Consider the following 21,081-nt stretch of genomic DNA (forward strand, 5'->3'; position numbering starts at 1 on the left):
CCATGCGCCTCCTTGATGCTTTTTATTTTTTACATTACGCTTTTCAAAAAGAAGAAAAAGGACGCTAAAATCAAGATTTTAACGTCCTGTAAAGCACTTGTACTTTCCAGCACCGCACTTCGCTTGACAAGGTCAAACGAAGCTATCGTCTCATAATATCTTCCCGGGCCGGGCCGTTGGAAACCATGGTGATCGGCACGCCGATGTGGCGCTCCGCAAATTCCACATAGCGCCTGGCGTTCTCCGGCAGCTCCTCATACCGCTTGATCCCGCTGATATCGCATTTCCAGCCGGGCAAAACCTCCAAAACAGGCTTGCAGCGCTTCAGCTGAGCGGTGGGCGGGAAATAGTCGATCCTTTTTCCGTCAAGCTCATAAGCCACACACACGGGGATCTCGTCCAGATAGCCCAAAGCGTCCAGCACGGTAAAGGCAATGTCTGTGGCCCCCTGCACCATGCAGCCGTACCGGGCGGCCACCAGATCCAGCCAGCCCATTCTCCTGGGGCGCCCGGTAGTAGCGCCGTATTCGCCGCCGTCTCCGCCGCGCCTGCGCAGCTCCTCGGCCTCTTCCCCGAAGATCTCAGAAACAAATTCCCCCGCGCCTACCGCGCTGGAATAGGCCTTCACCACCGTGACGATCTGCTGAATGGCATAGGGCGGAATGCCGCCCGCGCCTACCGCGCCAAAGCCCGCCAACGGAGAGGAGGAGGTCACCATGGGATAAATGCCCAGGTCCGGGTCCTTCAGAGAGCCCAGCTGGCCCTCCAACAGGATCGTCTTGCCTTCCTTTACCGCACGGTACAGCAGGGTAGTGGTATCCGCCACATAAGGGGCAAGGGCCTCTTTATACTCCATGAGCTTCGCGTAAACCTCGTCCCGGTCCAGCGGCTTCTGGTGATACAGCTCAGTATACAGCACATTTTTCAGGCCCAGCACATGGTCGATACGCTCATAAAGAGCGTCCCTTTCATCAAACAGATCGCTGATCTGGAAACCAATCTTCGCGTATTTGTCGGAATAGAAGGGCGCAATGCCGGATTTGGTAGAACCGAAGGATTTTGCCGCGAGCCTTGCCTCCTCCAGGCCGTCCAGCTCCTTGTGATAGGGCATTACCACCTGGCAGCGGTCGGAAACCAACAGCTGGGGGGCGGGCACGCCCCGCTCCACCACGGACTGAAGCTCACTGAGGAAATTTTCCACCGAAAGCGCCACGCCGTTGCCGATAATATTCACAATATTCTGCCGGAACACACCGGAAGGAAGCTGGTGCAGGGCAAACTTTCCATAGTCGTTTATAATGGTGTGCCCCGCGTTGGAGCCGCCCTGAAAACGCACGACAATATCGGAATCCTCCGCCAGCACGTCCGTGATCTTCCCTTTGCCTTCATCGCCCCAACACGCGCCAACTATAGCTTTTACCATGATTACCTTCAAGCCTCTCTGTTATAAAATTTTGTGCAGATTCTCATAGTCTTCCCGACTGATTGTCCAAAAGGTTAAACCATTTTCTGTTTTGATCTGCCGGAACCCGACAGCCCGGTGAAGCTCGCTTGCCGCTTTTCGGGACAGCTCAAACTCGTTGCTGATCCCGGCAGCATTCATTTCCTCAAAGCCATACCGCAGCAGCAGCTTCAGCCCCTGCGCGGAATAGCCCTGTCCCCGGTATTTCCCGTGCAGGACGACCCCCATTTCATACCAGCCCTCCGGGCCTTTCCGGTAGAGATTCACTTCCCCCAGAAAAGCGCCGTCCGATTTCCTGCGCAGATACGCGTAAAACCGCTCCGGCTGGGCATTGACCCATCTCCGGTACCAGCTGTCCCAATTCTCCTTCGGAAAATCAATGCAGCCGGTATCGTTGTGATATTCCGGGAATCCCAGATCATATCCCTTATTGTACGCCATGGTCACCGGGTCACTGAGCAGTTCCTCACGAAACCACAACTCCGTTTTCTCAGGAACATACAGTTCTATCATAAGAACAGCCCTTTCTAACTCAACTAACAACTATAGCTAACAACTTATTACACCTTGATCTCCGGTGTTTCTTCCTTCACAAAGCTGTATTTTTCCAGCACCGGCTTTATGACCTCCGCCAGAAATTCTTCCGTCTGCCGGGGGGCTCTTCCCACGTATTTTTCCGGCTTTACAAGCTCGGAAAGCTCGGAAAGGGTCACGCCGAAAATTGGGTCACCCGCGATTCTCTTGAGCAGGTCGTTTTCTCCGCCCTCTTCCTTTACCACCCTGGCCGCCGCCATGGAATGGACCCGAATGCGCTCGTGCAGCTCCTGACGGTCCGCGCCCCGCTTGGCCGCGTCCATCATAATGTTTTCCGTGGCCATAAAGGGCAGCTCTCTGAGCATGTGCTGCTCGATGACCTTGGGGTACACCACCAGGCCGTCCGCCACATTGGCATAGAGGTTCAAAATGCCGTCCACCGCCAGGAAGGCCTCCGGAACGCTCAGCCGCTTGTTGGCGGAATCGTCCAGGGTTCTTTCAAACCACTGGGCCGCCTCGGTCATGGCGGGATTCACCGCGTCGGCTATGACGTACCGGCTGAGGGAGGCGATGCGCTCGCTGCGCATGGGATTGCGCTTATAGGCCATGGCGCTGGAGCCGATCTGGTTTTTCTCGAAGGGCTCTTCTACCTCCTTCAGGTGCTGCAAAAGCCGAATATCATTGGAGAATTTCGCCGCGCTCTGGGCAATGCCGGAAAGCACGGAAAGCATTTGGCTGTCAAGCTTTCGCGAATAGGTTTGCCCGGACACGGGAAAACAGGCCTCATAACCCATTTTCTCCGCAATGCGCCGGTCCAGCTCCCGGCACTTTTCATGGTCGCCCTCAAACAGCTCCAAAAAGCTTGCCTGGGTGCCGGTAGTGCCTTTACAGCCCAAAAGCTTTGCCTTCGAAAGCTGATACTCCACGTCCTCCAGATCCATCAGCAAGTCCTGCATCCACAGGGTAGCCCGCTTTCCCACCGTGGTGGGCTGGGCCGGCTGGAAATGGGTAAAAGCCAGGGTGGGAAGGTTCTTATAGTCCTCCGCAAATTTCCGAAGGACCCGGAGCACGCCAATGAGCTTATCCCGAAGCAGCTTCATGGCCTCGGTCATCACGATCACATCGGTATTATCTCCCACATAGCAGGAGGTGGCCCCCAGGTGGATAATCCCTGCCGCCTTCGGGCATTGCTGCCCATAGGCGTACACATGGCTCATCACATCGTGGCGCACTACCTTTTCCCTTGCCTCTGCCACCTCGTAATTGATATCCTCCGCATGGGCCTTCAGCTCCTCTACCTGCTCTTTTGTCACGGGCAGGCCCAGCTCCAGCTCTGTCTCCGCCAGCGCGATCCAAAGCTTTCTCCAGGTGCGGAACTTCATATCGGGCGAAAAGAGATATTTCATTTCCCTGCTGGCGTACCGAGCGGACAAAGGGGATTCATAACTATTTCTTGCCACAGGATCAACCCTTCCGAATTCTCTGTAAAATTAACAAAAAGAACGCTTTACTCCCTTTCTAACAACGAATAGCTAACAACTATTCCCCCAGCCCAATACGCCGCATCATCTCGGCATAGGCATCTTCCACGCCGCCCATATCCCGGCGGAAGCGGTCCTTATCCAGCTTCTCATGGGTGTTCACGTCCCAGAAGCGGCAGGTATCGGGAGAGATCTCATCGGCAAGAAGGATCTTGCCGTCACCGGTTTTGCCGAACTCGATCTTGAAATCGATCAGATCCACGCCGACGCTCTTAAAAAACTCCACCATGATCTCATTGATCCGGAAGCTCATGGAAGCGATCTGCGCCAGTTCCTCCCTGGTCGCCAGCTCCATGGCAAAAATGTGATAATCGTTTACCATGGGGTCGCCCAGTTCATCGTTTTTATAGCTGTATTCCAGTACCGGGGTCTTCATGGGAGTACCCTCAGGCAGACCCAAACGCTTTGACAGGCTTCCGGCGGCGGTATTGCGCACAATGACTTCCAACGGCACGATAACTACCTTTTTCACCGCAGTTTCCCGGTCGCTGAGTTCCTCTACATAATGGGTGGGGATCCCCTGCTTTTCCAGCAAACGGAACATGAAATTAGACATGCGATTATTCACAACGCCCTTGCCGGTAATGGTACCTTTCTTCAGGCCGTTAAAGGCTGTGGCATCGTCCTTATAAGAAACGATGCAAATTTCCGGGTCGTCCGTTGCATATACCTTTTTTGCCTTTCCCTCATAGAGCATTTCCATTTTCTGCATTTGAGTAAACCTCCGTCCGCTAAACTTGCAGGCCTCTGCTTCTTTTCTTTCCCGGAAAAGCGGCGAAAAAGGAACGGTTCCCGCCACTTTCCACAGTGAATCATTGTACCTGAACCGCCGCTTTCTGTCAAGTTTTCCCGGGAAAAAGATTCCCGTTTCCGCCAGATTTTCCGCAGTTTTCATAGAACTGAGGCTTTTGAAAGCAATTTTTTCAGCAGATGGGAAGTTTTTTATTTTTTTCTTGTCAAACAGCCGTCTCTGTGATAAGATAAGGAGGTGATTTTGCAGGATTCAAGTTTCAAACTTGCATTTGGAGGGAAAATTTATGTCTTATGTTGCCAATCAGCTGGAACTTTTGAAACAGAAGAACCAAAATGAACCAGAATTCATTCAGGCTGCCACCGAGGTGCTCACCTCTCTGGAGCCCGTCATTCAGGCAAATCCTAAATATGAGGAAAACGGCATTCTGGAGCGCATCACCGAGCCGGAGCGCCAGCTCATGTTCCGGGTGCCCTGGGTGGACGATAAGGGAAAGGTTCAGGTAAACCGGGGCTTCCGGGTACAGTTCAATTCCGCTATCGGCCCCTATAAGGGCGGCCTGCGGCTCCACCCTTCCGTAAACCTGGGCATTATCAAATTCCTTGGCTTCGAGCAGATCTTTAAGAACTCCCTGACCGGCCTGCCCATCGGCGGCGGCAAGGGGGGCTCCGATTTTGACCCCAAGGGAAAATCCGACCGGGAGATCATGGCCTTCTGCCAGAGCTTCATGACCGAGCTGTTCCGCCATATCGGCGCGGACACCGACGTACCCGCCGGGGATATCGGCACCGGCGCTAGGGAGATCGGCTACATGTTCGGCCAGTACAAGCGCCTGAAAAACGCCTTCGAGGGCGTGCTCACCGGAAAGGGGCTGACCTACGGCGGCTCTCTGGCCCGTACCGAGGCCACCGGCTACGGACTGCTTTACTTCACAAACGCCATGCTGAAGAAAAACGGCATTGAGATCAGCGGCAAGACCATCGCCATTTCCGGCGCTGGCAATGTGGCGATCTATGCCGCCCAAAAGGCCGCGGAGCTGGGCGCGAAGGTCGTTACGCTTTCCGATTCCACCGGCTGGATCTACGACGCCCAGGGGATCGACCTTGCGGCCATCAAGGAGATCAAGGAGGTAAAGCGGGAGCGCCTGACCGCCTACAAAGCCTACCGCCCCGATTCCGAATATCACGAGGGCAAGGGCGTGTGGAGCGTAAAGTGCGATATCGCTCTTCCCTGCGCCACACAGAACGAGCTTACCGCCGAGGACGCTAAAATGCTGATCGCCAACGGCGTGCTGGCCGTAGCGGAGGGCGCCAATATGCCCACCACCCTGGAGGCCACCGAGCTGCTGCAAAAGGCAAATGTGCTCTTTGCCCCCGGCAAGGCCGCCAACGCCGGTGGCGTTGCCACCTCCGCCCTGGAAATGAGCCAAAACAGCCAGCGCCTTTCCTGGACCTTCGAGGAGGTAGACGCGAAGCTCAAGAACATTATGGAAAACATTTTCAAGAGCGCTGACGAGGCTGCGGAGAAATACGGCATGCCGAAAAACTATGTGGCCGGCGCCAACATCGCCGGATTCATCAAGGTAGCCGACGCCATGCTGGCTCAGGGAGTTTGCTGAGGCAGTTGTTAGTGCTTAGTTGTTAGTCGTTAGAAAAGAGCTCGCTTTCCCAAACGGGAAGCGAGCTCTTTTGCGCAGTGAAACACTTTACGCTATTAAGTGCCTGCTTTCAAGCTTTTATTTGTGGCATAAAAATTTTTTCTTAAGCAAAATCGTAAAATTGCAAAAAAATATTTTATGCCTTGTGTATTGACATCACTGATTTTTTAGATTATAATTTAATCAAGGAAAGAGTCAGAAAACAAAGGACTCATAAACATTTTATTAAGTGTGAATGTTCTGATGTTAGCTTTTCTCTTTTCTCCATTGCAATGGCAAAGTCAATTACCTAAACTTGAAAACGATTTTATCAAGGAGGCATTACAGAATGAAAATTAAAAAACCATACTCTATCCTGCTTGCGTTTCTTCTTCTGGTCACATTTTCCATGAACTCCTTTGCTGAAGATATTGACTCTGCCGAATTCTCTGTGAAGGCTTCAGAAGCCCCAAGCGCCGTTCTTGAATTTCTAAGGCATAATAATGTCCCTATGCAGGAAGATTCCCTGATTTATGTTTCTTCTGAACCAGACCATAACATTTCCCGGACAGGCGATACTCCTCTCTCTTCCTTGTGCGTAGTTACAAAAACAGGGAACCAGGTTCAGCAGGATATTTTGGTAGCGTTTTCCGATAATACGGAAGATGCTCCTGTAAATTTGGATTTTCATGAGTTATTCAGAGAAAGCCGGGCCGGTTCCGTGCATGAATTCATCAATGCAAGTATCACAACCAGAATGACTACTTCCTATGAATCTTATACCTCGGGAAACAAAACCTATGTCCGCCCCCTTGGTGAGTATTTCGTAAACAAAAATAACGGCGGTGCGGCAAACCCGTCAAAAACGATGATCCAGACCAATATAGTAGGAACGCTGTATTCTAAATCCGGCTCCACCTATACCTTTTTACAGAACGACTACGTTTACAGCAATACTTATACGGTGAATTCTCCGGCTTTTAATACCATCTACAGCAAGGATAACGCTCTGGCTTCCAACCGTGTAATCGTACCGGACCCTTATGGCAATGTAGGATTTGAGGTTTATATGGAGATCACTGTGGGTGGAAGATTATATTATGGCACCGAAAAAGTTTATTATTGATCTTAAAGAGTCGTGCGTGCAGTGAAAAAATCGCTTCCTACAGGAGGGAAAACGAATGAAACAATCTGTGCTTTGCTGTGCTCTGTCTATCCTTCTGCTTTTGCCTTTTTCCGGGTGTACCCAGGAAAAAGGGCCGGCTGTCAGCGATAAGGTGTTGCAGGCGTTCCTGCTGCGGGAGGAAGAGGCTGTGGATCTGTTGGAAATTAGCGACGCCGCGAAAGAGGAAGGGAGCAACCATTTCTACCACAAAACCCTTTCCTGGTGCGGGATCAAAATGGATACGGAATTCATCTTTAAGAAGGAAAAAGCCTACTGCGTGACCGGCGAGAAGGTATATGACGATACTGAGAAAACCAGAGCTTTAGCGGAAGAATGTCTGAAACTGTTTAAGGAGCAGCTGGGTTCCCCTCATTCCTGTGCTTTCCTCCGGAACAATGTGGATACCGTCTTTGGGGAGACCTATACGGAAGACGAAAATGGAGCGGCAATCGAGCAGGAGGGCTTCGATACCATTTTTTCCGAAGAGCCCGTAATTGGCCGCCCATTGGAGTTCAAATTTGTCTTTCCCGGCACGGACGGAGCGGAGGACAGAATCTATCTCGTATGCTCCTATTACCGCGCAAAGGAAACGCCGGAACAGGTCACCTTCTCCTTTCAGATCTTAGCCAATATTATGGATCCCGAATTTTCAAAATGAAACACGGAAAAGCCAGGCTGTCAGCTTTTTGACAGCCTGGCTTTTTTGCGGTACTTAACTCTATTATTTCAGCAGCCGATACAGGAAGGCCGCCATTTGTCCTCTGGTACAGGGCGCATCCGGGCTGAAGGTGGTTTTGGAGGTTCCGCTGGTAATTCCATTTTGCACCGCCCACTTCACGGCTTCGCAGTAATAAGCGCCACTTGGAACATCGGAAAACGGCAGGGAGCCTGACGGCTTCGGCGAGCCGGAGCACCGGTGCAGGAACGCGGCCATCTGGCCTCTGGTACAGGGGGCCTCCGGGGAAAAGCTGCTTTGGCTCGTTCCGGCTGTAATCCCCTGCTCTACCGCCCACAGAACCGCCTTGTAATAATAGTCTTCTTCCCGCAGGTCGGAAAATTTACAGCCGGTAAGCTTTGGCTCCGGGCTGCCTGCTGCCCGCCACAGAAACGCCGCCATTTGTCCACGGGTGCAGGGCGCATTGGGACTGAAGGTATTTTTTCCCGTGCCTGCCGCGATTCCCTGTTCCGCCGCCCAGGAAACGGCTTCGCAGTAATAATCGCTCTCCTTCACGTCCTGAAACTGTGGAGAGGGAACAGGCGTGGGATCTGGAACCGGCAAGGGGGACGGCTCCTGCGGTGGGGTAGGCCCGGACGTTGGCTCCGGTGTGGGGACAGGCGTGGGTGTAGGTGTAGGTGTAGGTGTAGGTGTAGGAGTCGGTACGGGAGATGGCGTTGGCGTAAGTGTGGGTGTGGGCATAGGTGTGGGAGCTGGTGTAAGGGTTGGTGTTGGCGTGGGTGACTGCTCTTCTTTTTCTCCCACTGCTGTAAAAGCCTTCACACGGATCGCCTGCAAGAGCTTACTGTAGGCGCCGTCCCGATAACGATAGCTTCCCGCCGAGCTGTTCTGCGCGAGACGTAGCACGGGAGAGCCCTTGCCCTGTACCGTAACCACCACGCCGAAATAGCTGCCGCTTTTCAGCTCTACCTTCTGAGGAAGCTCTACGGTATAGTAGCCTGGGCGCTCCAAAACCTCGGAGATCACCGCTTTTCCACCGGCCAATGTACCGCTTTCCGGGTCTGCTGGGTCTGTAAGCTCCGTGTAGACCTTTACTTCAAAAACCGCCTGAGTCCCGTTTTGAAAAGCCGCCTGCACGGCCTTCAGGTATTCCGGCCGTTCCTCTGTTCCCTTTTTGGCCTGAAATACATTGGCCCCGGTGACGACGTTCATGGAAGCTGCTAAGCCAAAGTCCTCCGCCGAGGAATCATAGAAATAATTGTATCCATATTTTTCCTTTGGTTCATAGGAAAAAGCCCAGGTGCTGGAATCGATGGCATTATCATAGGAAAGCCAGAAATATGACAGAGAGCTGTAGCTGTTTTTGACAAGCCACCCGCCATTTTGCGAGGCGCCCCCAGGGCTGAACAGCTCCGCCGGAATAGTATCGTCCCAGCCGATGATGGTACAGGCGTGGGGGCTGGAGCCGCTGCCGGATTCTTTGCGGGGGTTATAATATTTCGTTTCCCGCAGATTATTGTAAGAGGCTGTTACCGCTCCATATTTTGCAATGGCCCGCTTCGTTTCCAGAATAGCGGCCGAGGGCTCCATGCCATAGGTATAGATCTGCTCGGCGGTGGAAAGCCGATAGGCGGAAGCCTCATAAGCATTCACAGAGCTTCCCGCTGCCACCTTGATGGGAGCGCACCATTGGGAGAACAGCGAAGGTGTCAAACTGGTATTGCCAGGGGCGTGAAGGTAGTCGCCTACCCCGGTGTCCTCTCCCGCAGTATTCCCCAGCGGATCCGGCCCCCGGCTGTGACGGGCCCGTCCCAAAAGCTCCGGAGAAAGGCGAAGGGTATCGCTGTTCACCGTGGGATCGATCCCGCTGCGGTGAATGGAGATCTCCGATGCGGTAATGGGCGCATAGCACCAGCAAAGATTGGTATTACCCTGATCCTTGACCGGAGGAACGATACCGTAATTCCGGCTGTCAAACCTGGTCAGTCCCGCCACTTGTTCCGGATCCGCCGCCCGAAGCGCCGAAAGGGTTTGTGGCGCGTCCGGGGACGGAACACCCACCTCCGGCTCCCTATATTCGCCTCCGGGCTGTTCGGGAACAGAACCGGCAGGCCCTACCTCAAAAACCACCTCCGCCGTTTCCTGCTCCCCCTGGCCGCAGGTGACAGTGATCTCCGCGGAATAGCGGCCCTCCGGCAAATCGGCCTTCGGCTGAAGCAGATAATCCTTACTGACCGCCCCGCCAAACAGCCAAATCGCTCCCTCCGGCTTTTTGAGAAGAAAGCTGTCTCCGCTTACGGAAACATCGATATTGTTCAGTACAGCCTGCCCCACGTTTTGCAGGGTGACCGGCTGGGCCTCCGGTTGACTGTAGCCCTCAGCCACAGAAGCAAAGACCGGCGGCGTTATCACAAGGATAGAGCTGGCGGCGTTTGCCGGAGAAAGAGGCATCGAAACTAAAAGCATCGCCACGCACAGCAGACTGACGCCTATTCCCTTGCCAAATTTTCCAAACCCCATTTTCAAGACTCCCCACTCCCTTCCTCCCAGATCTTTTTCTGAACCACAGTATACACACTTGTTTCCGGAAAAGCAAGTTTATACTTTCAGGCCGTTAGCACAGAAAGAGCACCGCCAAACGGGCAAGCCCCCTTAAAAACAAGCAAGGATCGCCTTACTTACTGGCCGTGCTCTATCATTTTGTTGCATCAGGCAAATTGTGATCTCCCCAGCGCTTCATGTAGTCAAGCACATCAACGAAGCTTTTCCCTAAACCGGATAGAGTGTACTCCACTCGCGGCGGGATCTCCTTAAAGTCCTGCCGGATTAAAAATTCATCGGCTTCTAATTCCCGAAGCTGCTTTGTCAGGGACGATTCTGTAATTTCACCAAGCTGACGGCGCAACTCTCCGAATCTATGAATATCATAAAAGGCGATATAGTAAAGTATTTCAAGTTTCCACTTTCCGCCAAAGATTTTCTGGAGCGTTGACATCGTTTTACAGCGTTGGATTGCCATTTCTGTTTTTCTCATTTTTCATAACCTCCTGATGGCATCATATCGTCTTTACGGTTAAAAATCAAGGTACTACAAAAAAGTACCGTACTTTTATTTTCTATATACCATGATATAATGGCGAAAAAAGATATGGAGGTCCTGCTATGCACTACACTGGAACAATATGGAGGCCACCTTATGAGGCGTCCTCTCTGCTGCTTGAAGTAACAGCAGGCTGTACCCATCACAAATGCAAATTCTGTACGCTCTATAACGATTTGCCATTCAAATTCAGAATGTCCCCCCTTGAAGATGTGGAAAGTGACTTGCGGGAGGCACAGCTTTGGGGTACAGACCCCATTGCTATGCTGACTGCCCGATTGCAGGGGCTGCCCAAGCCAGAGCGTATTCAAAGGGCTTTTTTGACCGGGGCGAATCCTTTTGTATTGAAACAGGAACGGCTTATGGCAATCTCTGACCTGATCCGGCAATACATTCCATCCGTCAAAACGATTGGCTGCTTTGCAAGGATCACAGATGTTACGTTGAAATCGGACGAGGAATTAGCTTCCCTCCATCAGGCCGGATATGACGGACTGACCATCGGAATGGAAACCGGCGATGAGGAAGCCCTGCAATTTATGAACAAGGGCTATACCGCCGCCGATATTGTGAAACAATGCCAGCGGTTAGACCAAGCCGGTATTCATTATAGTTTCTTTTACTTAGTAGGTATTTCCGGCGCTGGCCGTGGCGAGATCGGAGCAAAGGCAACTGCCAACGTTTGCAATCAGCTTCACCCAACGCTCATTGGCGTCAATATGTTGACCATTTACCCGGAATCGGAGCTTTATCAGGAAATTCTGGGCGGCAGCTGGCAAGAGGAAAGCGAGATTGAAAAATATAAGGAAATCCGAACCCTGCTTGAAAACTTGGAAATACCCACTCAATTTGCCGCACTGGGCGCGTCAAACGCATTTCAGTTTCAGGGAACCTTGCCGGAGGACAAGGGCGCTCTTGCCGCAGCACTTGACAAAATCATCGAAACCGTAGGAGAAGATGATTTGCGAGAGTACCGCATCAATCTGAGGCACTTGTAACTGCGTCCGGGTAAATAGAACAATGAAATGGACACATTGCAGCAAGCGCAATGCGTCCATTTCATTTGCAGGTGAGACAGGTTTACTACACCCTGTTTCTGTTTGTAACACTGTTTGATAGGCAGCTGCCAAAAGGCAGCGCCCTTTTCAAACTGACAACAAACAGCTCACCATTAAACTTCCAGCTTCATATCGCCGTCCTTGACCCACCCTAGCTTTCGCAGGCCCAGGTTTATGACCCAGGAAAGCACGGCGGGCAGAACAAAGGAAATCAAAATCAGGCCGATCCAATCCATGGCGGTCATGGCGGCCTTCGTTCCGGCGGCGATATCGGTAAGCCAGCCGGAATACACGCCGATCTGGCCCACCAGGCCGCAGGTGCCCATACCGCTGGAAATAGGTGCGCCGTTCATTTCCAGCCGGAACACACAGGTGGCCAAGGGCCCGGTAATGGCAGAGGCCAGCGTGGGGGCGATCCAGATCCGGGGGTTTTTGATGATATTGGGGACCTGAAGCATGGAGGTGCCGATCCCCTGAGCGGCCAGGCCGCCCCACCTGTTCTCCCGGAAGCTGATGACCGCGAAGCCCACCATCTGCGCACAGCACCCGGCCACGGCGGCGCCGCCTGCCAGGCCCGTAAGCCCCAGCGCCGCGCAAATGGCCGCGCTGCTGATGGGCAGGGTCAGGGCAACGCCTACGAGCACGGAGACAAAGATCCCCATGAAGAAGGGCTGCAGCTCTGTGGCCCACATGATCAGGCTTCCCACACTGGCGGCAGCCGCGCCGATGGCGGGGGCGCAGAGATAGGAAAGGGCCGCGCCGGAAAGAATGCTCACCGAAGGCGTTACCAAAATATCCACCTTGGTTTTTTTACTGACCAGCTTTCCCAATTCCGCCGCCGCAATGGCAATGAGCAGCACTGCCAGAGGGCCGCCCTCGCCTCCCAGAGTATTGGCGGCGCTTCCCACCGCCGCCAGAGAAAACAGCACCAGCGGCGGCGCCTTCAGCGCATAACCGATGGCGACAGCCATTGCGGGGCCCGCCATGGCCTTGGCAAAATTCCCGATCTCCGTTAAAACCGGCACATTGCACTGGGTTCCAATGGTGGAAATGATGGTGCCGATCAGAAGGGACGCAAACAGCCCCTGGGCCATGGCGCTCATGGCGTCTACAAAGTACAGTCTGCAATAGGCCTTCACCGTTTCCCAAAGGCCCTTTTTCTCAGCTTCTTTCTTTTCTGTTTCCAAAAATAATCTTCCTTCCTTACCTGAATACCGGTCTATGAATGGGAAGGACAGAACACACGCCTTGGGGCGTTTTCCGTCCCTCCGGCTTTTCCTGCTTTTAGTGCATCTATTTTGACTATGTTCCCCGTGAGTTCCATCCGCTTTCTCCGGCAGGCTCGCCGCCGGAGATTTTCCGGCTTTCCGGTCGGCCCGCCGCTTTACTGACGGTATGCTGTCACAGGACGTGTTGAGGTCTATCAACAATAAGCAATGTGAAGTGAGTAATTTTAGGGAAAAGGATAGAGTTCTATAAATTGAAATTTGGCGGTGATCCGCTCACTTTCTCCTGTCATCCTGAGCGAAGCGAAGAATCTCGTCCTTCGTCCCTTTCCCGGAATCAAGGGCGAGATTCTTCGTCACTTCGTTCCTCAGAATGACAAGAGCGGAGGTTTGCTCTTCTCTAACAACTAACAGCTAACGACTAGTCCGCCAAACTGCAATTTGCCGCTCAGTTTGCGGTCTAGTCAGAGATTATCCTCCCGTGCCGAGCAGGGGCATGAGTGGCCGCGGCGCCTCGCCGCAAACTACAATTTGTCGTTTTTCCTCTGCCCTTTCTTTCAATGCGGCGCTACCGCCGTCCAGCATCTAGGAACCAGCATCCAGCATCTACTTATGGTATTTCGTTCCGTTCAAAATTTGAAACGCCCGGTAGAGCTGTTCGCAGAGCATGACGCGGGCCAACTGGTGGGGGAAGGTCATGGGGGACATGGAAAGCCTTTCTCCCGCCTCTTTTACCTGTTCCGCCAGGCCGTGGGAGCTGCCGATCACGAAGGTGACCGCGCCGGGAAACTGCATGGCCTGCTCCAACCTTTTCGCAAGGCCGGGGGAATCTGTTTCCTTCCCTTCAATGCAGAGGGGAAATACCGTTCCCGCCGCTTTTTCTAAAATGCTCTTCCCCTCTTCCGCAAGCGCGGCGGAAATTTGGGCGGGGGAAGGGGCGTTGGGCAGGCGGGCCTCCGGCAGCTCGATCAGCTGAAATTTACACAGGGGCTTCAGCCGCTTTTCGTATTCCGCCACGGCGTCTCGCCAGTAGGATTCCTTCAGCTTTCCGATACAGAGCAGGCGAACCTCCAGCATCTTCGTTTTCTCCCTTGTCAGAAAATGATCGAGCGCCCTTGGGAATTTTCCGGCTTGGCCGTTTCCAGCAGAAAATCTACCTCACGCACCAGCCCTGCACGGGTCAGTGCGGAAAGGGAAGCAGTTTCGGCCAGCGAAGGGGAATTGTTTTCCCGGCTCAAATGGGCCAGCAAAAACCGTTTTGTTCCGCTTTTGGCCAGTTCCGGCAAAAAGCCCGCGCAGGCTTCGTTGGAAAGATGGCCCCGGTCAGATAAGATTCGCTGCTTTAAGGGATAGGGATAGGGGCCGGTACACAGCATTTCCGGATCATGATTGGATTCTATCACCACGAAATCCACCCCCAGCAGGCTCTCCCTCACCGTATCGGAAAGATAGCCCAGGTCGGTGGCAAAGCCCAGCGTTCTTCTATCCTCTGTTCGAATACGGTAGCCCAGAGGCTGGGCACAGTCGTGGGAGGTGGAAAAGGGCGTGACAGTCATTCCCGCAAGCTGCAAAGCCTCCTGTACAGGGTGCGTTTCCACCTCGCAAAGGGAATCGCCCAGCGCGGCCAGGGTCCCTGCGGAAGCAAATACCGGCAGCCGGTATTTCTTCGCGAATACCCGCAGGCCGGAAATGTGGTCGGTGTGCTCGTGGGTCACCAAAATCCCCTGAAGAGCCAGCGGGTCGATCCCGCAGAGCTTCAGCATCGTATCCAGCTGCCGGGCGCTCCGCCCGGCGTCGATCAACAGCCCCGCGCTGCGGGAGCCTATGTAATAGCTGTTTCCCGTACTGCCGCTGAAAAGCGGACATAACCGCGCCATAGGCGCCTCCCCCTTCCCCTATAAGATAAGGGAAACCTCACAGCGGCTTTTGACCGTGCCGCCAGGGAGTTTCCCATTTTAGTTGTTAGTGATTAGATCCTGATTTTCAGCCGATCTTGTCCATTGCCTCTTCCGGCTTCTGGCTGCGGTAGATATCCGCTCCAAGGCCTACTAGCTTTTCCACGATATTTTCATAGCCCCGCTCAATATACTGAATATCCTCGATCTGGGTAACCCCTTCGGCGGCCAAGCCGGCAATGACCATCGCCGCACCGGCCCGAAGATCCAGGGCCCTGATGGGCGCGCCCTTCAAATGGCTTACGCCTTCTACAATGGCAACCTTGCCGTCTACCGTGATCTGGGCTCCCATGCGGAGCAGCTCGTCCACATACTTAAAGCGGTTGCTGTCAAAAATTCCTTCACTTACCATGCTTGTCCCGTGGGCAATGGAAAGCAGCGTTGTGATCTGAGGCTGCATATCTGTAGGAAAGCCCGGGTGAGGCATGGTTTTGATATTACATTTTTTCAGGGGGCGGTCGCAGACCACCCGCACGGAATCGTCGCCCTCTTCCACTGTGACGCCCATCTCCACCAGCTTCGCGGAAATAGATTCCAAGTGCTTCGGCGTTACATTTTTTACCGTAACGTCCCCGCCGGTAGCGGCGGCGGCCACCATGTAGGTTCCCGCCTCGATCTGGTCGGGAATAATGGAATAGGTAGCGCCCCGAAGCTTCTGCACGCCGTGGATCTTAATGGTATCGGTACCGGCGCCCCGGATATCGGCACCTAACGTGTTCAAAAAGTTTGCCAGATCCACAATGTGCGGCTCTCTGGCGGCATTCTCAATGACCGTAAGCCCTCTGGCCTTGACAGAGGCCAGAATAATGTTCATGGTAGCGCCTACCGTTACCACGTCCATATAAATATTGGCCCCATGCAGGTCGTTTTCCGCTTTTACGGTGATCATGCCGTTATCCAGACTGTATTCACAGCCCAGCGCGGCAAAGCCCTTCAGGTGCTGGTCGATGGGCCGAACGCCCAAATTGCAGCCGCCCGGCATAGGCACCACAGCGCTTCTGCACCGGCCCAGCAAAGCGCCGATAAAATAGTAGGAGCCCCGAATGCGGCGGGCACATTCCGCCGAGACCGTATCGGTATCGATAGGCCGGGGATCCACCTCTAAGGTATGGCGATCCAGATACCGCACCTGGGCGCCCATTTCCACCAAAATGCGGGTCACGGCCTTTACATCAGAAATATCGGGAATATTTTCGATCAGGCAGGGAGAATCTGCCAGGATCGTGGCGGGCACAATGGCCACCGCCGCATTTTTCGCGCCGCTGATATTCACTTCACCGGTCAGGCGGCAGCCGCCGTTTATCACATATTTATCCAAAGCTTCACTTCCTAACGACTCATCACAGGAGTCAGTTTGAAGATCTTAATTTTTTCTTCTATGCTAGTATGAGACTGTTGTCTATCATAATACATTGAAAGAAAAAAGTCAATATCTCTGGCGGTTTGCACGGTAAAAATCGCTGTTTCTTGTGAAATGTGACGAAAATTTCGTCCAACTTCTTCCAAATCCCACTCTTCTTTCCGGGACAATTTCCAAAGGATATTGAAAACCGCCGGATTTATTCCGGCGGCTTTCTAAACAAATTATTCCTTTTTTCTGAGAGATACCGGCTTTTCTTCGCCCCGGCGAAGTCTTCCGATGTTGGCTTTATGGCGGATCAGCACCAACCCCCCCACGAACAGCGATACCGCCGTGACAAAAAGCAAATAAGAAAGGGAGCGCGTTCCCTGCGAGCAGTCCAAAAAGAAGGTGATCAGAAAAGTATATACAGGGTACATGGCTGCGCAAAAAACGGAAGCCAGGGAAATGATCCGCTTCCAAAGGAAAAGCAGAAGGAAGGTCGCAATGATCAGCAGAAATACCCGCCAGTCCGTCAGGGCGATCATGGCGGCGGCGGTGACGATACATTTTCCGCCCCGAAACCCATAGTACAGCGGAAACGCATGGCCCAGCACACAGGCGATTCCCGCCACATATTTGGCGGCCTGGATCCATACGGCGCCGCTTTCCCAGCCGAAAAGCCTCATCACAAGCGCCGCCAGCAGCACGGCGGCCACGCATTTGAGAAAATCCCCCACAAAGGTCAGGGCGGCAGGAAGTTTCCCTACCGAGCGCAGCACATTGGTCATGCCCGCGTTGCCGCTGCCGTAATTGCGGATATCCTCCTTGTTTTTGAACAGCCGGGTCAAAATAATAGACCAGTTGATGCTGCCCAACAGATAGCCGATGATACCGCACAGCGCCAGCGGGAGCACATATGCCATCAACAAAAACATCAAAACCGAAGATACGGGAACCATGAGCCTTTCTCCTTTCAAAGCCGAAAACTGGTGATTCAGGCTATCGATAAACCCTCTGACTATGAAAAACGGAAAAGGAAAGAGCTATTTTGCACGCTCTATTCCTTGTTATCCGATCTTTCCCGAATGATGAGCCGCACAGGGGTGCCTTCCAGGCCGAAGGTGTCCCGGATCCGATTGATGAGGTACCGCTGGTAGGAATAGTGAAACAACTCGTAGTCGTTGACAAAGCATACGAAGGTGGGCGGGCAGGTAGAAGCCTGGGTCATATAAAAGATCTTCAGCCGGCGGCCCTTGTCTGTGGGGGGCTGCACTCTGGCGGTGGCCTGGGCCAGAATATCGTTTAAGGTGCCGGTGGTCACCCGCATGGCGTTGCTATGGGCGGCAAGCTTGATAAGCTCGAACATTTTATCCAGCCGCTGCCCCGTTTTGGCGGAAATAAAGAGAATGGGCGCATAGGACATAAAGGAAAAATCGTTTTCCAGTTTTTCCCGCATTTCCTGCATGGTTTTATCGTCTTTTTCCACGGCGTCCCATTTATTGACGCAGATCACACAGCCCTTTCCCTCTTCGTGGGCAATGCCCGCCACCTTGGAATCCTGCTCGGTAAAGCCCACCTGGGCATCGATGAGGATCAGGCACACATCCGCCCGCTTCACCGCCATTTCTGCCCGAAGATTGCTGTAGTGCTCTATAGCGTCCTCCACCTTGCTTTTTCTCCGCAGCCCGGCGGTATCGATAAAGGTAAAGGTGCCGTGCTCATTCTGAATGGTGGTATCCACTGCGTCCCGGGTGGTTCCGGCAATATCGGAGACGATGCAGCGGTTCTCCCCCGCCACCTTGTTGACCAGAGAGGATTTTCCCACATTGGGCTTGCCGATCACGGCAACCTTGATACTATCTCCCTCTTCCTCTTCCTCCTGCTCTTCCGGCAAAAGCTCACATACCCGGTCCAACAGGTCTCCGGTGCCGTGGCCGTGGACGGAGGAGACCATCACGGGATCTCCCAGGCCCAGGTTGTAAAACTCGTAAAACTCCGCGGGGGGCTCTCCCAAGCTGTCGCATTTATTGACGCACAGCACCACGGGAACGCCGCTTTTCAAAAGCATGGAGGCCACATCGGAATCCGTGGCGGTGATCCCGGAACGGATATCCGTGACCAGAATAATGGCGGCGGCGGAATCTATGGCGATCTGTGCCTGCTCCCGCATCTGGCTGAGGATCACGTCCTTGGAGGCGGGCTCAATGCCCCCGGTATCCACCAGGGAAAATTTCCTGCCGCACCATTCCGCTTCCCCGAAAACGCGGTCTCTTGTGACGCCGGGGGTATCGTCCACAATGGACAGCCGCCTGCCGACGATCTTATTGAACAACGTGGACTTTCCCACATTGGGCCTGCCCACAATGGCAACGATTGGCTTCGCCATATACGCTCCTCCTTTTAAGCCTTTCTCTGACAACTAACTTCTTGCGCCTGATCATCGTAAGGGTATTATCATCGGTTGGATATTGTCCTGCTGCCCGCTATCTGATAAATTGGAATTTGCAGCTGCGCTGCGGGCGCTCGTGAAGCTGCTTGGCACAAAAAACCGGTTTCTGGCCCGACCATTAGCAATCCCCTAAATTGGAATTTAGCACATACCCTTGGCTCCCTGAAAGGGGAGTTGTCACGGCGGAGCCGTGACTGAGAGGTTTTGGCCAGAGAGACGGAAATTTAGGTTCTATGCAGCTTCTCAGTGATCTGGAACCCCTCTGATAGCTTTACGGCCGTCACCTCCCCTTTTAGGGGAGGCAAGGGTTTTCTGTGTTTCTTTCGTTCGCTGAACTGTCATTTACCGGCTTGCTTATAGTCGGGTCAGAAAGTATTCTCCCGCACCGAGCAGGGACACGAGTGCCCGCGGCGGCTCGCCGCTAAACTATCATTTACCGCCCTATCTCTTGCCCTTTTTTCATTACGCCGAAAGCGCCACCGCCGTCTAGTATCCAGCATCTAGTATCCAGCATCTAAAACAATGCCCTTCTCTAACAACTAACCCCTAACAACTACTCTCCCAGCTCCCCATTTCATAGGGGTTCTGCCTGCCGCCCGCCGGGGCTTCTTTTCCCAAAAGCGCCGCAAGCATAGCTTCCCCGGAATTCATAAATTTTCTCACGGGAGCTCCCAGGGCCTCGCTGAGCTCAGAAAGGGTCATGTCGTCCAGAAAAACGTCTTCGTCCGCCCGAAGCATATTGGAAACGATGAGCACCTCGTCTCCCAGCTTTTTGCCCTTCAGGGCCTTTACAAGATCCTGCCCGGTGAGAAGGCCGGTCACGTTTACCGAGCCGCCGAAAAAATCATTGCGGACGGGCAGAAGGTTTACAGTTAAATTATGGCATTTCTCACGCAATCCGTCAAGCATGGAATTGAGAAATTCGTAGCCGCATTCTCCGGTAGGTACGGTAACGGTGCGGGGCTCATGAGAAGGCTCCGCTTCCTCCAGGGCCCAGTTGAATTCATCCTCCAGGTCCCGCAGCATGCCCACGCCGTTTTCGATTTGGGGAAAATCCTCGTAAAATTCCAGGGGCGGCAAAGGCCGCCCGGCCAAAAGATACAGCTCGTCAGAGCCGTACACCGTGCGGCTGCCCCGCTCCCGTAAAAATTTTTCTCCGTACCGCTCTAAAAGCTCCAGCGCTTCTCCGGCGGTTTCCTTCGTATAGGAGGTCAAGGGAAAAAGGCCCTCCCGATAGCGGGTCAAACCCACGGGAACGCAGGCCACGCTTTGCAGGCTTTCTCCCAGGCTGTAAAGCTTTTCCAGCGTGAACTCCAGCTCCGCGCCGTCATTGATACCAGGGCACAGCACGATCTGGCAGTTCAGCCTGATCCCGCCCTCTGCCAGCCGGTACAGGTGCCGCAGGGAATCCCCGGCAAAGCGGTTGTTCATCATTTTGCAACGCAGCTCCGGGTTCATGGTATGAACGGACACATTGATGGGGCTGACGCGCATTTTCAAAATGCGGTCCACTTCCCGGTCATCAATATTTGTGAGAGTGATATAATTGCCGAACAGAAAGGAAAGGCGGTCGTCGTCGTCCTTAAAGTAGAGGGTTTCCCGCATTCCCCTGGGAAGCTGGTCGATAAAGCAGAACACGCATTTGTTCCGGCAGGAGCGTTCCCTGTCCATGAGATAGGTTTCAAATTCCAGCCCCAGCTCCGCGTACTGGGGTTTATGAAGCTCCACGGAATACTCCCTTCCCCCGCGGGATAACCGCAGCTTTAAGTCCCGCTCGGTTTCCAGAAAGCGGTAATCCAGTACATCGGTGACCTCCTGGCCGTTGATGGAAAGCAGCAGATCGCCCGGCAAAATTCCCAATGCCTGAGCTCTGCCGCCCTGTTTGACCCCCTCAATTTTTACAGACATTCTGCTTGCTCTCCTTTCTTTGCCGCATGAGAAAAGGGGAACGCTGTCCGCGTTCCCCTTTGATTTTCAGAATAAACTTACGCTTCCTTCTTTACGACCTGACGGCCATTGTAATAGCCGCAGATGCCGCAGACACGATGAGGTGTTTTGTACTCTCCGCACTGGGGGCATCTCATCAGCGCGGGAGCCTGAAGCTTCCACACATTGGAACGTCTCTTATTCTGTCTGGCGCTGGATACTTTACCCTTGGGTACTGCCATGGTAGCACCTCCTTAATT

General features: G+C 53.5%; 19 protein-coding genes. 4 read left to right on the forward strand and 15 right to left on the reverse strand.

From position 1 onward, the window contains the following. Positions 1-142 precede the first annotated feature (142 nt). From U8T64_RS04400 to purC, 4 genes are all read right to left on the reverse strand, one after another. A complete protein-coding gene (locus U8T64_RS04400; RefSeq protein WP_322181323.1) occupies positions 143-1,423 on the reverse strand; it encodes an adenylosuccinate synthase in 1,281 nt (426 codons plus the stop codon). Positions 1,424-1,444: 21 nt separating this feature from the next. Continuing rightward, complete coding sequence (locus U8T64_RS04405) at positions 1,445-1,975, reverse strand: GNAT family N-acetyltransferase (RefSeq protein WP_322181325.1); 531 nt, start codon at positions 1,973-1,975, stop codon at positions 1,445-1,447. 47 nt (positions 1,976-2,022) lie between these two features. After that, complete coding sequence (purB, locus tag U8T64_RS04410; RefSeq protein ID WP_437125995.1) at positions 2,023-3,402, reverse strand: adenylosuccinate lyase; 1,380 nt, start codon at positions 3,400-3,402, stop codon at positions 2,023-2,025. Between the two features lie 133 nt (positions 3,403-3,535). Beyond that, positions 3,536-4,249, reverse strand: coding sequence for a phosphoribosylaminoimidazolesuccinocarboxamide synthase (purC, locus tag U8T64_RS04415; RefSeq protein WP_322181329.1), 714 nt, complete (start codon positions 4,247-4,249; stop codon positions 3,536-3,538). A 325-nt stretch (positions 4,250-4,574) separates the two neighbouring features. Between purC and gdhA the strand changes: the two genes are divergently transcribed. The 3 genes from gdhA to U8T64_RS04430 all read left to right on the forward strand — a co-directional run bounded on the left by gdhA (position 4,575) and on the right by U8T64_RS04430 (position 7,747). Further along, positions 4,575-5,906, forward strand: a complete 1,332-nt coding sequence (gene gdhA / locus U8T64_RS04420; RefSeq protein WP_322181331.1) for an NADP-specific glutamate dehydrogenase — start codon at positions 4,575-4,577, stop codon at positions 5,904-5,906. A 367-nt stretch (positions 5,907-6,273) separates the two neighbouring features. Next, positions 6,274-7,050, forward strand: coding sequence for a hypothetical protein (locus tag U8T64_RS04425; RefSeq protein WP_322181333.1), 777 nt, complete (start codon positions 6,274-6,276; stop codon positions 7,048-7,050). A 55-nt stretch (positions 7,051-7,105) separates the two neighbouring features. After that, on the forward strand, positions 7,106-7,747 hold the full coding sequence (locus U8T64_RS04430) for a hypothetical protein (protein ID WP_322181335.1): 642 nt from the start codon (positions 7,106-7,108) through the stop codon (positions 7,745-7,747). Positions 7,748-7,810: 63 nt separating this feature from the next. On the opposite strand, the gene U8T64_RS04435 is transcribed toward U8T64_RS04430, so the two are convergent. Both U8T64_RS04435 and U8T64_RS04440 read right to left on the reverse strand, forming a co-directional pair. Continuing rightward, on the reverse strand, positions 7,811-10,285 hold the full coding sequence (locus U8T64_RS04435; RefSeq protein ID WP_322182025.1) for an S-layer homology domain-containing protein: 2,475 nt from the start codon (positions 10,283-10,285) through the stop codon (positions 7,811-7,813). Between the two features lie 175 nt (positions 10,286-10,460). After that, positions 10,461-10,799, reverse strand: coding sequence for a winged helix-turn-helix transcriptional regulator (locus U8T64_RS04440; RefSeq protein WP_322181337.1), 339 nt, complete (start codon positions 10,797-10,799; stop codon positions 10,461-10,463). Positions 10,800-10,927: 128 nt separating this feature from the next. Between U8T64_RS04440 and U8T64_RS04445 the strand changes: the two genes are divergently transcribed. Further along, on the forward strand, positions 10,928-11,863 hold the full coding sequence (locus U8T64_RS04445; protein WP_322181339.1) for a radical SAM protein: 936 nt from the start codon (positions 10,928-10,930) through the stop codon (positions 11,861-11,863). A gap of 173 nt (positions 11,864-12,036) precedes the next feature. On the opposite strand, the gene U8T64_RS04450 is transcribed toward U8T64_RS04445, so the two are convergent. The 9 genes from U8T64_RS04450 to rpmF form a co-directional block, all read right to left on the reverse strand. Next, positions 12,037-13,062 (reverse strand): PTS sugar transporter subunit IIC, encoded by a 1,026-nt coding sequence (locus U8T64_RS04450; protein ID WP_322182026.1) that lies wholly within the window; start codon positions 13,060-13,062, stop codon positions 12,037-12,039. 693 nt (positions 13,063-13,755) lie between these two features. Next, the gene (locus U8T64_RS04455) at positions 13,756-14,226 is read right to left on the reverse strand and encodes a 23S rRNA (pseudouridine(1915)-N(3))-methyltransferase RlmH (protein ID WP_322181341.1); all 471 of its coding nucleotides are present in this window, start codon (positions 14,224-14,226) and stop codon (positions 13,756-13,758) included. Positions 14,227-14,243: 17 nt separating this feature from the next. Further along, complete coding sequence (locus U8T64_RS04460) at positions 14,244-15,026, reverse strand: MBL fold metallo-hydrolase (protein ID WP_322181342.1); 783 nt, start codon at positions 15,024-15,026, stop codon at positions 14,244-14,246. A gap of 106 nt (positions 15,027-15,132) precedes the next feature. Beyond that, on the reverse strand, positions 15,133-16,422 hold the full coding sequence (gene murA, locus U8T64_RS04465; protein WP_322181344.1) for a UDP-N-acetylglucosamine 1-carboxyvinyltransferase: 1,290 nt from the start codon (positions 16,420-16,422) through the stop codon (positions 15,133-15,135). Positions 16,423-16,433: 11 nt separating this feature from the next. Beyond that, positions 16,434-16,610, reverse strand: a complete 177-nt coding sequence (locus tag U8T64_RS04470) for a hypothetical protein (RefSeq protein WP_322181346.1) — start codon at positions 16,608-16,610, stop codon at positions 16,434-16,436. 78 nt (positions 16,611-16,688) lie between these two features. After that, a complete protein-coding gene (locus U8T64_RS04475) occupies positions 16,689-17,405 on the reverse strand; it encodes a glycerol-3-phosphate acyltransferase (RefSeq protein WP_322181348.1) in 717 nt (238 codons plus the stop codon). Positions 17,406-17,503: 98 nt separating this feature from the next. After that, positions 17,504-18,832, reverse strand: coding sequence for a ribosome biogenesis GTPase Der (der, locus tag U8T64_RS04480; protein ID WP_322181350.1), 1,329 nt, complete (start codon positions 18,830-18,832; stop codon positions 17,504-17,506). 609 nt (positions 18,833-19,441) lie between these two features. Then, the gene (locus U8T64_RS04485; protein WP_322181352.1) at positions 19,442-20,803 is read right to left on the reverse strand and encodes a DUF512 domain-containing protein; all 1,362 of its coding nucleotides are present in this window, start codon (positions 20,801-20,803) and stop codon (positions 19,442-19,444) included. A 77-nt stretch (positions 20,804-20,880) separates the two neighbouring features. Then, positions 20,881-21,063 carry a 50S ribosomal protein L32 gene (gene rpmF, locus U8T64_RS04490; protein WP_322181354.1) on the reverse strand — a complete coding sequence of 61 codons (183 nt, stop codon included), beginning with the start codon at positions 21,061-21,063 and terminating at the stop codon, positions 20,881-20,883. Positions 21,064-21,081: the final 18 nt, after the last annotated feature.

Source organism: Neglectibacter caecimuris (assembly GCF_034335015.1).
In the GTDB taxonomy this organism is placed as follows: Bacteria; Bacillota; Clostridia; order Oscillospirales; family Acutalibacteraceae; genus Acutalibacter; species Acutalibacter caecimuris_A.

Excerpts from the sequence above, each read along its gene's own strand:
- U8T64_RS04425 (WP_322181333.1), top strand. The coding sequence starts at position 6,274 with ATGAAAATTAAAAAACCATACTCTATCCTGCTTGCGTTTCTTCTTCTG.
- U8T64_RS04405 (WP_322181325.1), bottom strand. The coding sequence starts at position 1,975 with ATGATAGAACTGTATGTTCCTGAGAAAACGGAGTTGTGGTTTCGTGAG.
- U8T64_RS04445 (WP_322181339.1), top strand. The coding sequence starts at position 10,928 with ATGCACTACACTGGAACAATATGGAGGCCACCTTATGAGGCGTCCTCT.
- purB (WP_437125995.1), bottom strand. The coding sequence starts at position 3,402 with ATGAAATATCTCTTTTCGCCCGATATGAAGTTCCGCACCTGGAGAAAG.
- rpmF (WP_322181354.1), bottom strand. The coding sequence starts at position 21,063 with ATGGCAGTACCCAAGGGTAAAGTATCCAGCGCCAGACAGAATAAGAGA.
- purC (WP_322181329.1), bottom strand. The coding sequence starts at position 4,249 with ATGCAGAAAATGGAAATGCTCTATGAGGGAAAGGCAAAAAAGGTATAT.
- U8T64_RS04460 (WP_322181342.1), bottom strand. The coding sequence starts at position 15,026 with ATGGCGCGGTTATGTCCGCTTTTCAGCGGCAGTACGGGAAACAGCTAT.
- U8T64_RS04400 (WP_322181323.1), bottom strand. The coding sequence starts at position 1,423 with ATGGTAAAAGCTATAGTTGGCGCGTGTTGGGGCGATGAAGGCAAAGGG.
- U8T64_RS04475 (WP_322181348.1), bottom strand. The coding sequence starts at position 17,405 with ATGGTTCCCGTATCTTCGGTTTTGATGTTTTTGTTGATGGCATATGTG.
- U8T64_RS04455 (WP_322181341.1), bottom strand. The coding sequence starts at position 14,226 with ATGCTGGAGGTTCGCCTGCTCTGTATCGGAAAGCTGAAGGAATCCTAC.
- U8T64_RS04440 (WP_322181337.1), bottom strand. The coding sequence starts at position 10,799 with ATGAGAAAAACAGAAATGGCAATCCAACGCTGTAAAACGATGTCAACG.
- gdhA (WP_322181331.1), top strand. The coding sequence starts at position 4,575 with ATGTCTTATGTTGCCAATCAGCTGGAACTTTTGAAACAGAAGAACCAA.
- U8T64_RS04485 (WP_322181352.1), bottom strand. The coding sequence starts at position 20,803 with ATGTCTGTAAAAATTGAGGGGGTCAAACAGGGCGGCAGAGCTCAGGCA.
- der (WP_322181350.1), bottom strand. The coding sequence starts at position 18,832 with ATGGCGAAGCCAATCGTTGCCATTGTGGGCAGGCCCAATGTGGGAAAG.
- U8T64_RS04430 (WP_322181335.1), top strand. The coding sequence starts at position 7,106 with ATGAAACAATCTGTGCTTTGCTGTGCTCTGTCTATCCTTCTGCTTTTG.
- U8T64_RS04435 (WP_322182025.1), bottom strand. The coding sequence starts at position 10,285 with ATGGGGTTTGGAAAATTTGGCAAGGGAATAGGCGTCAGTCTGCTGTGC.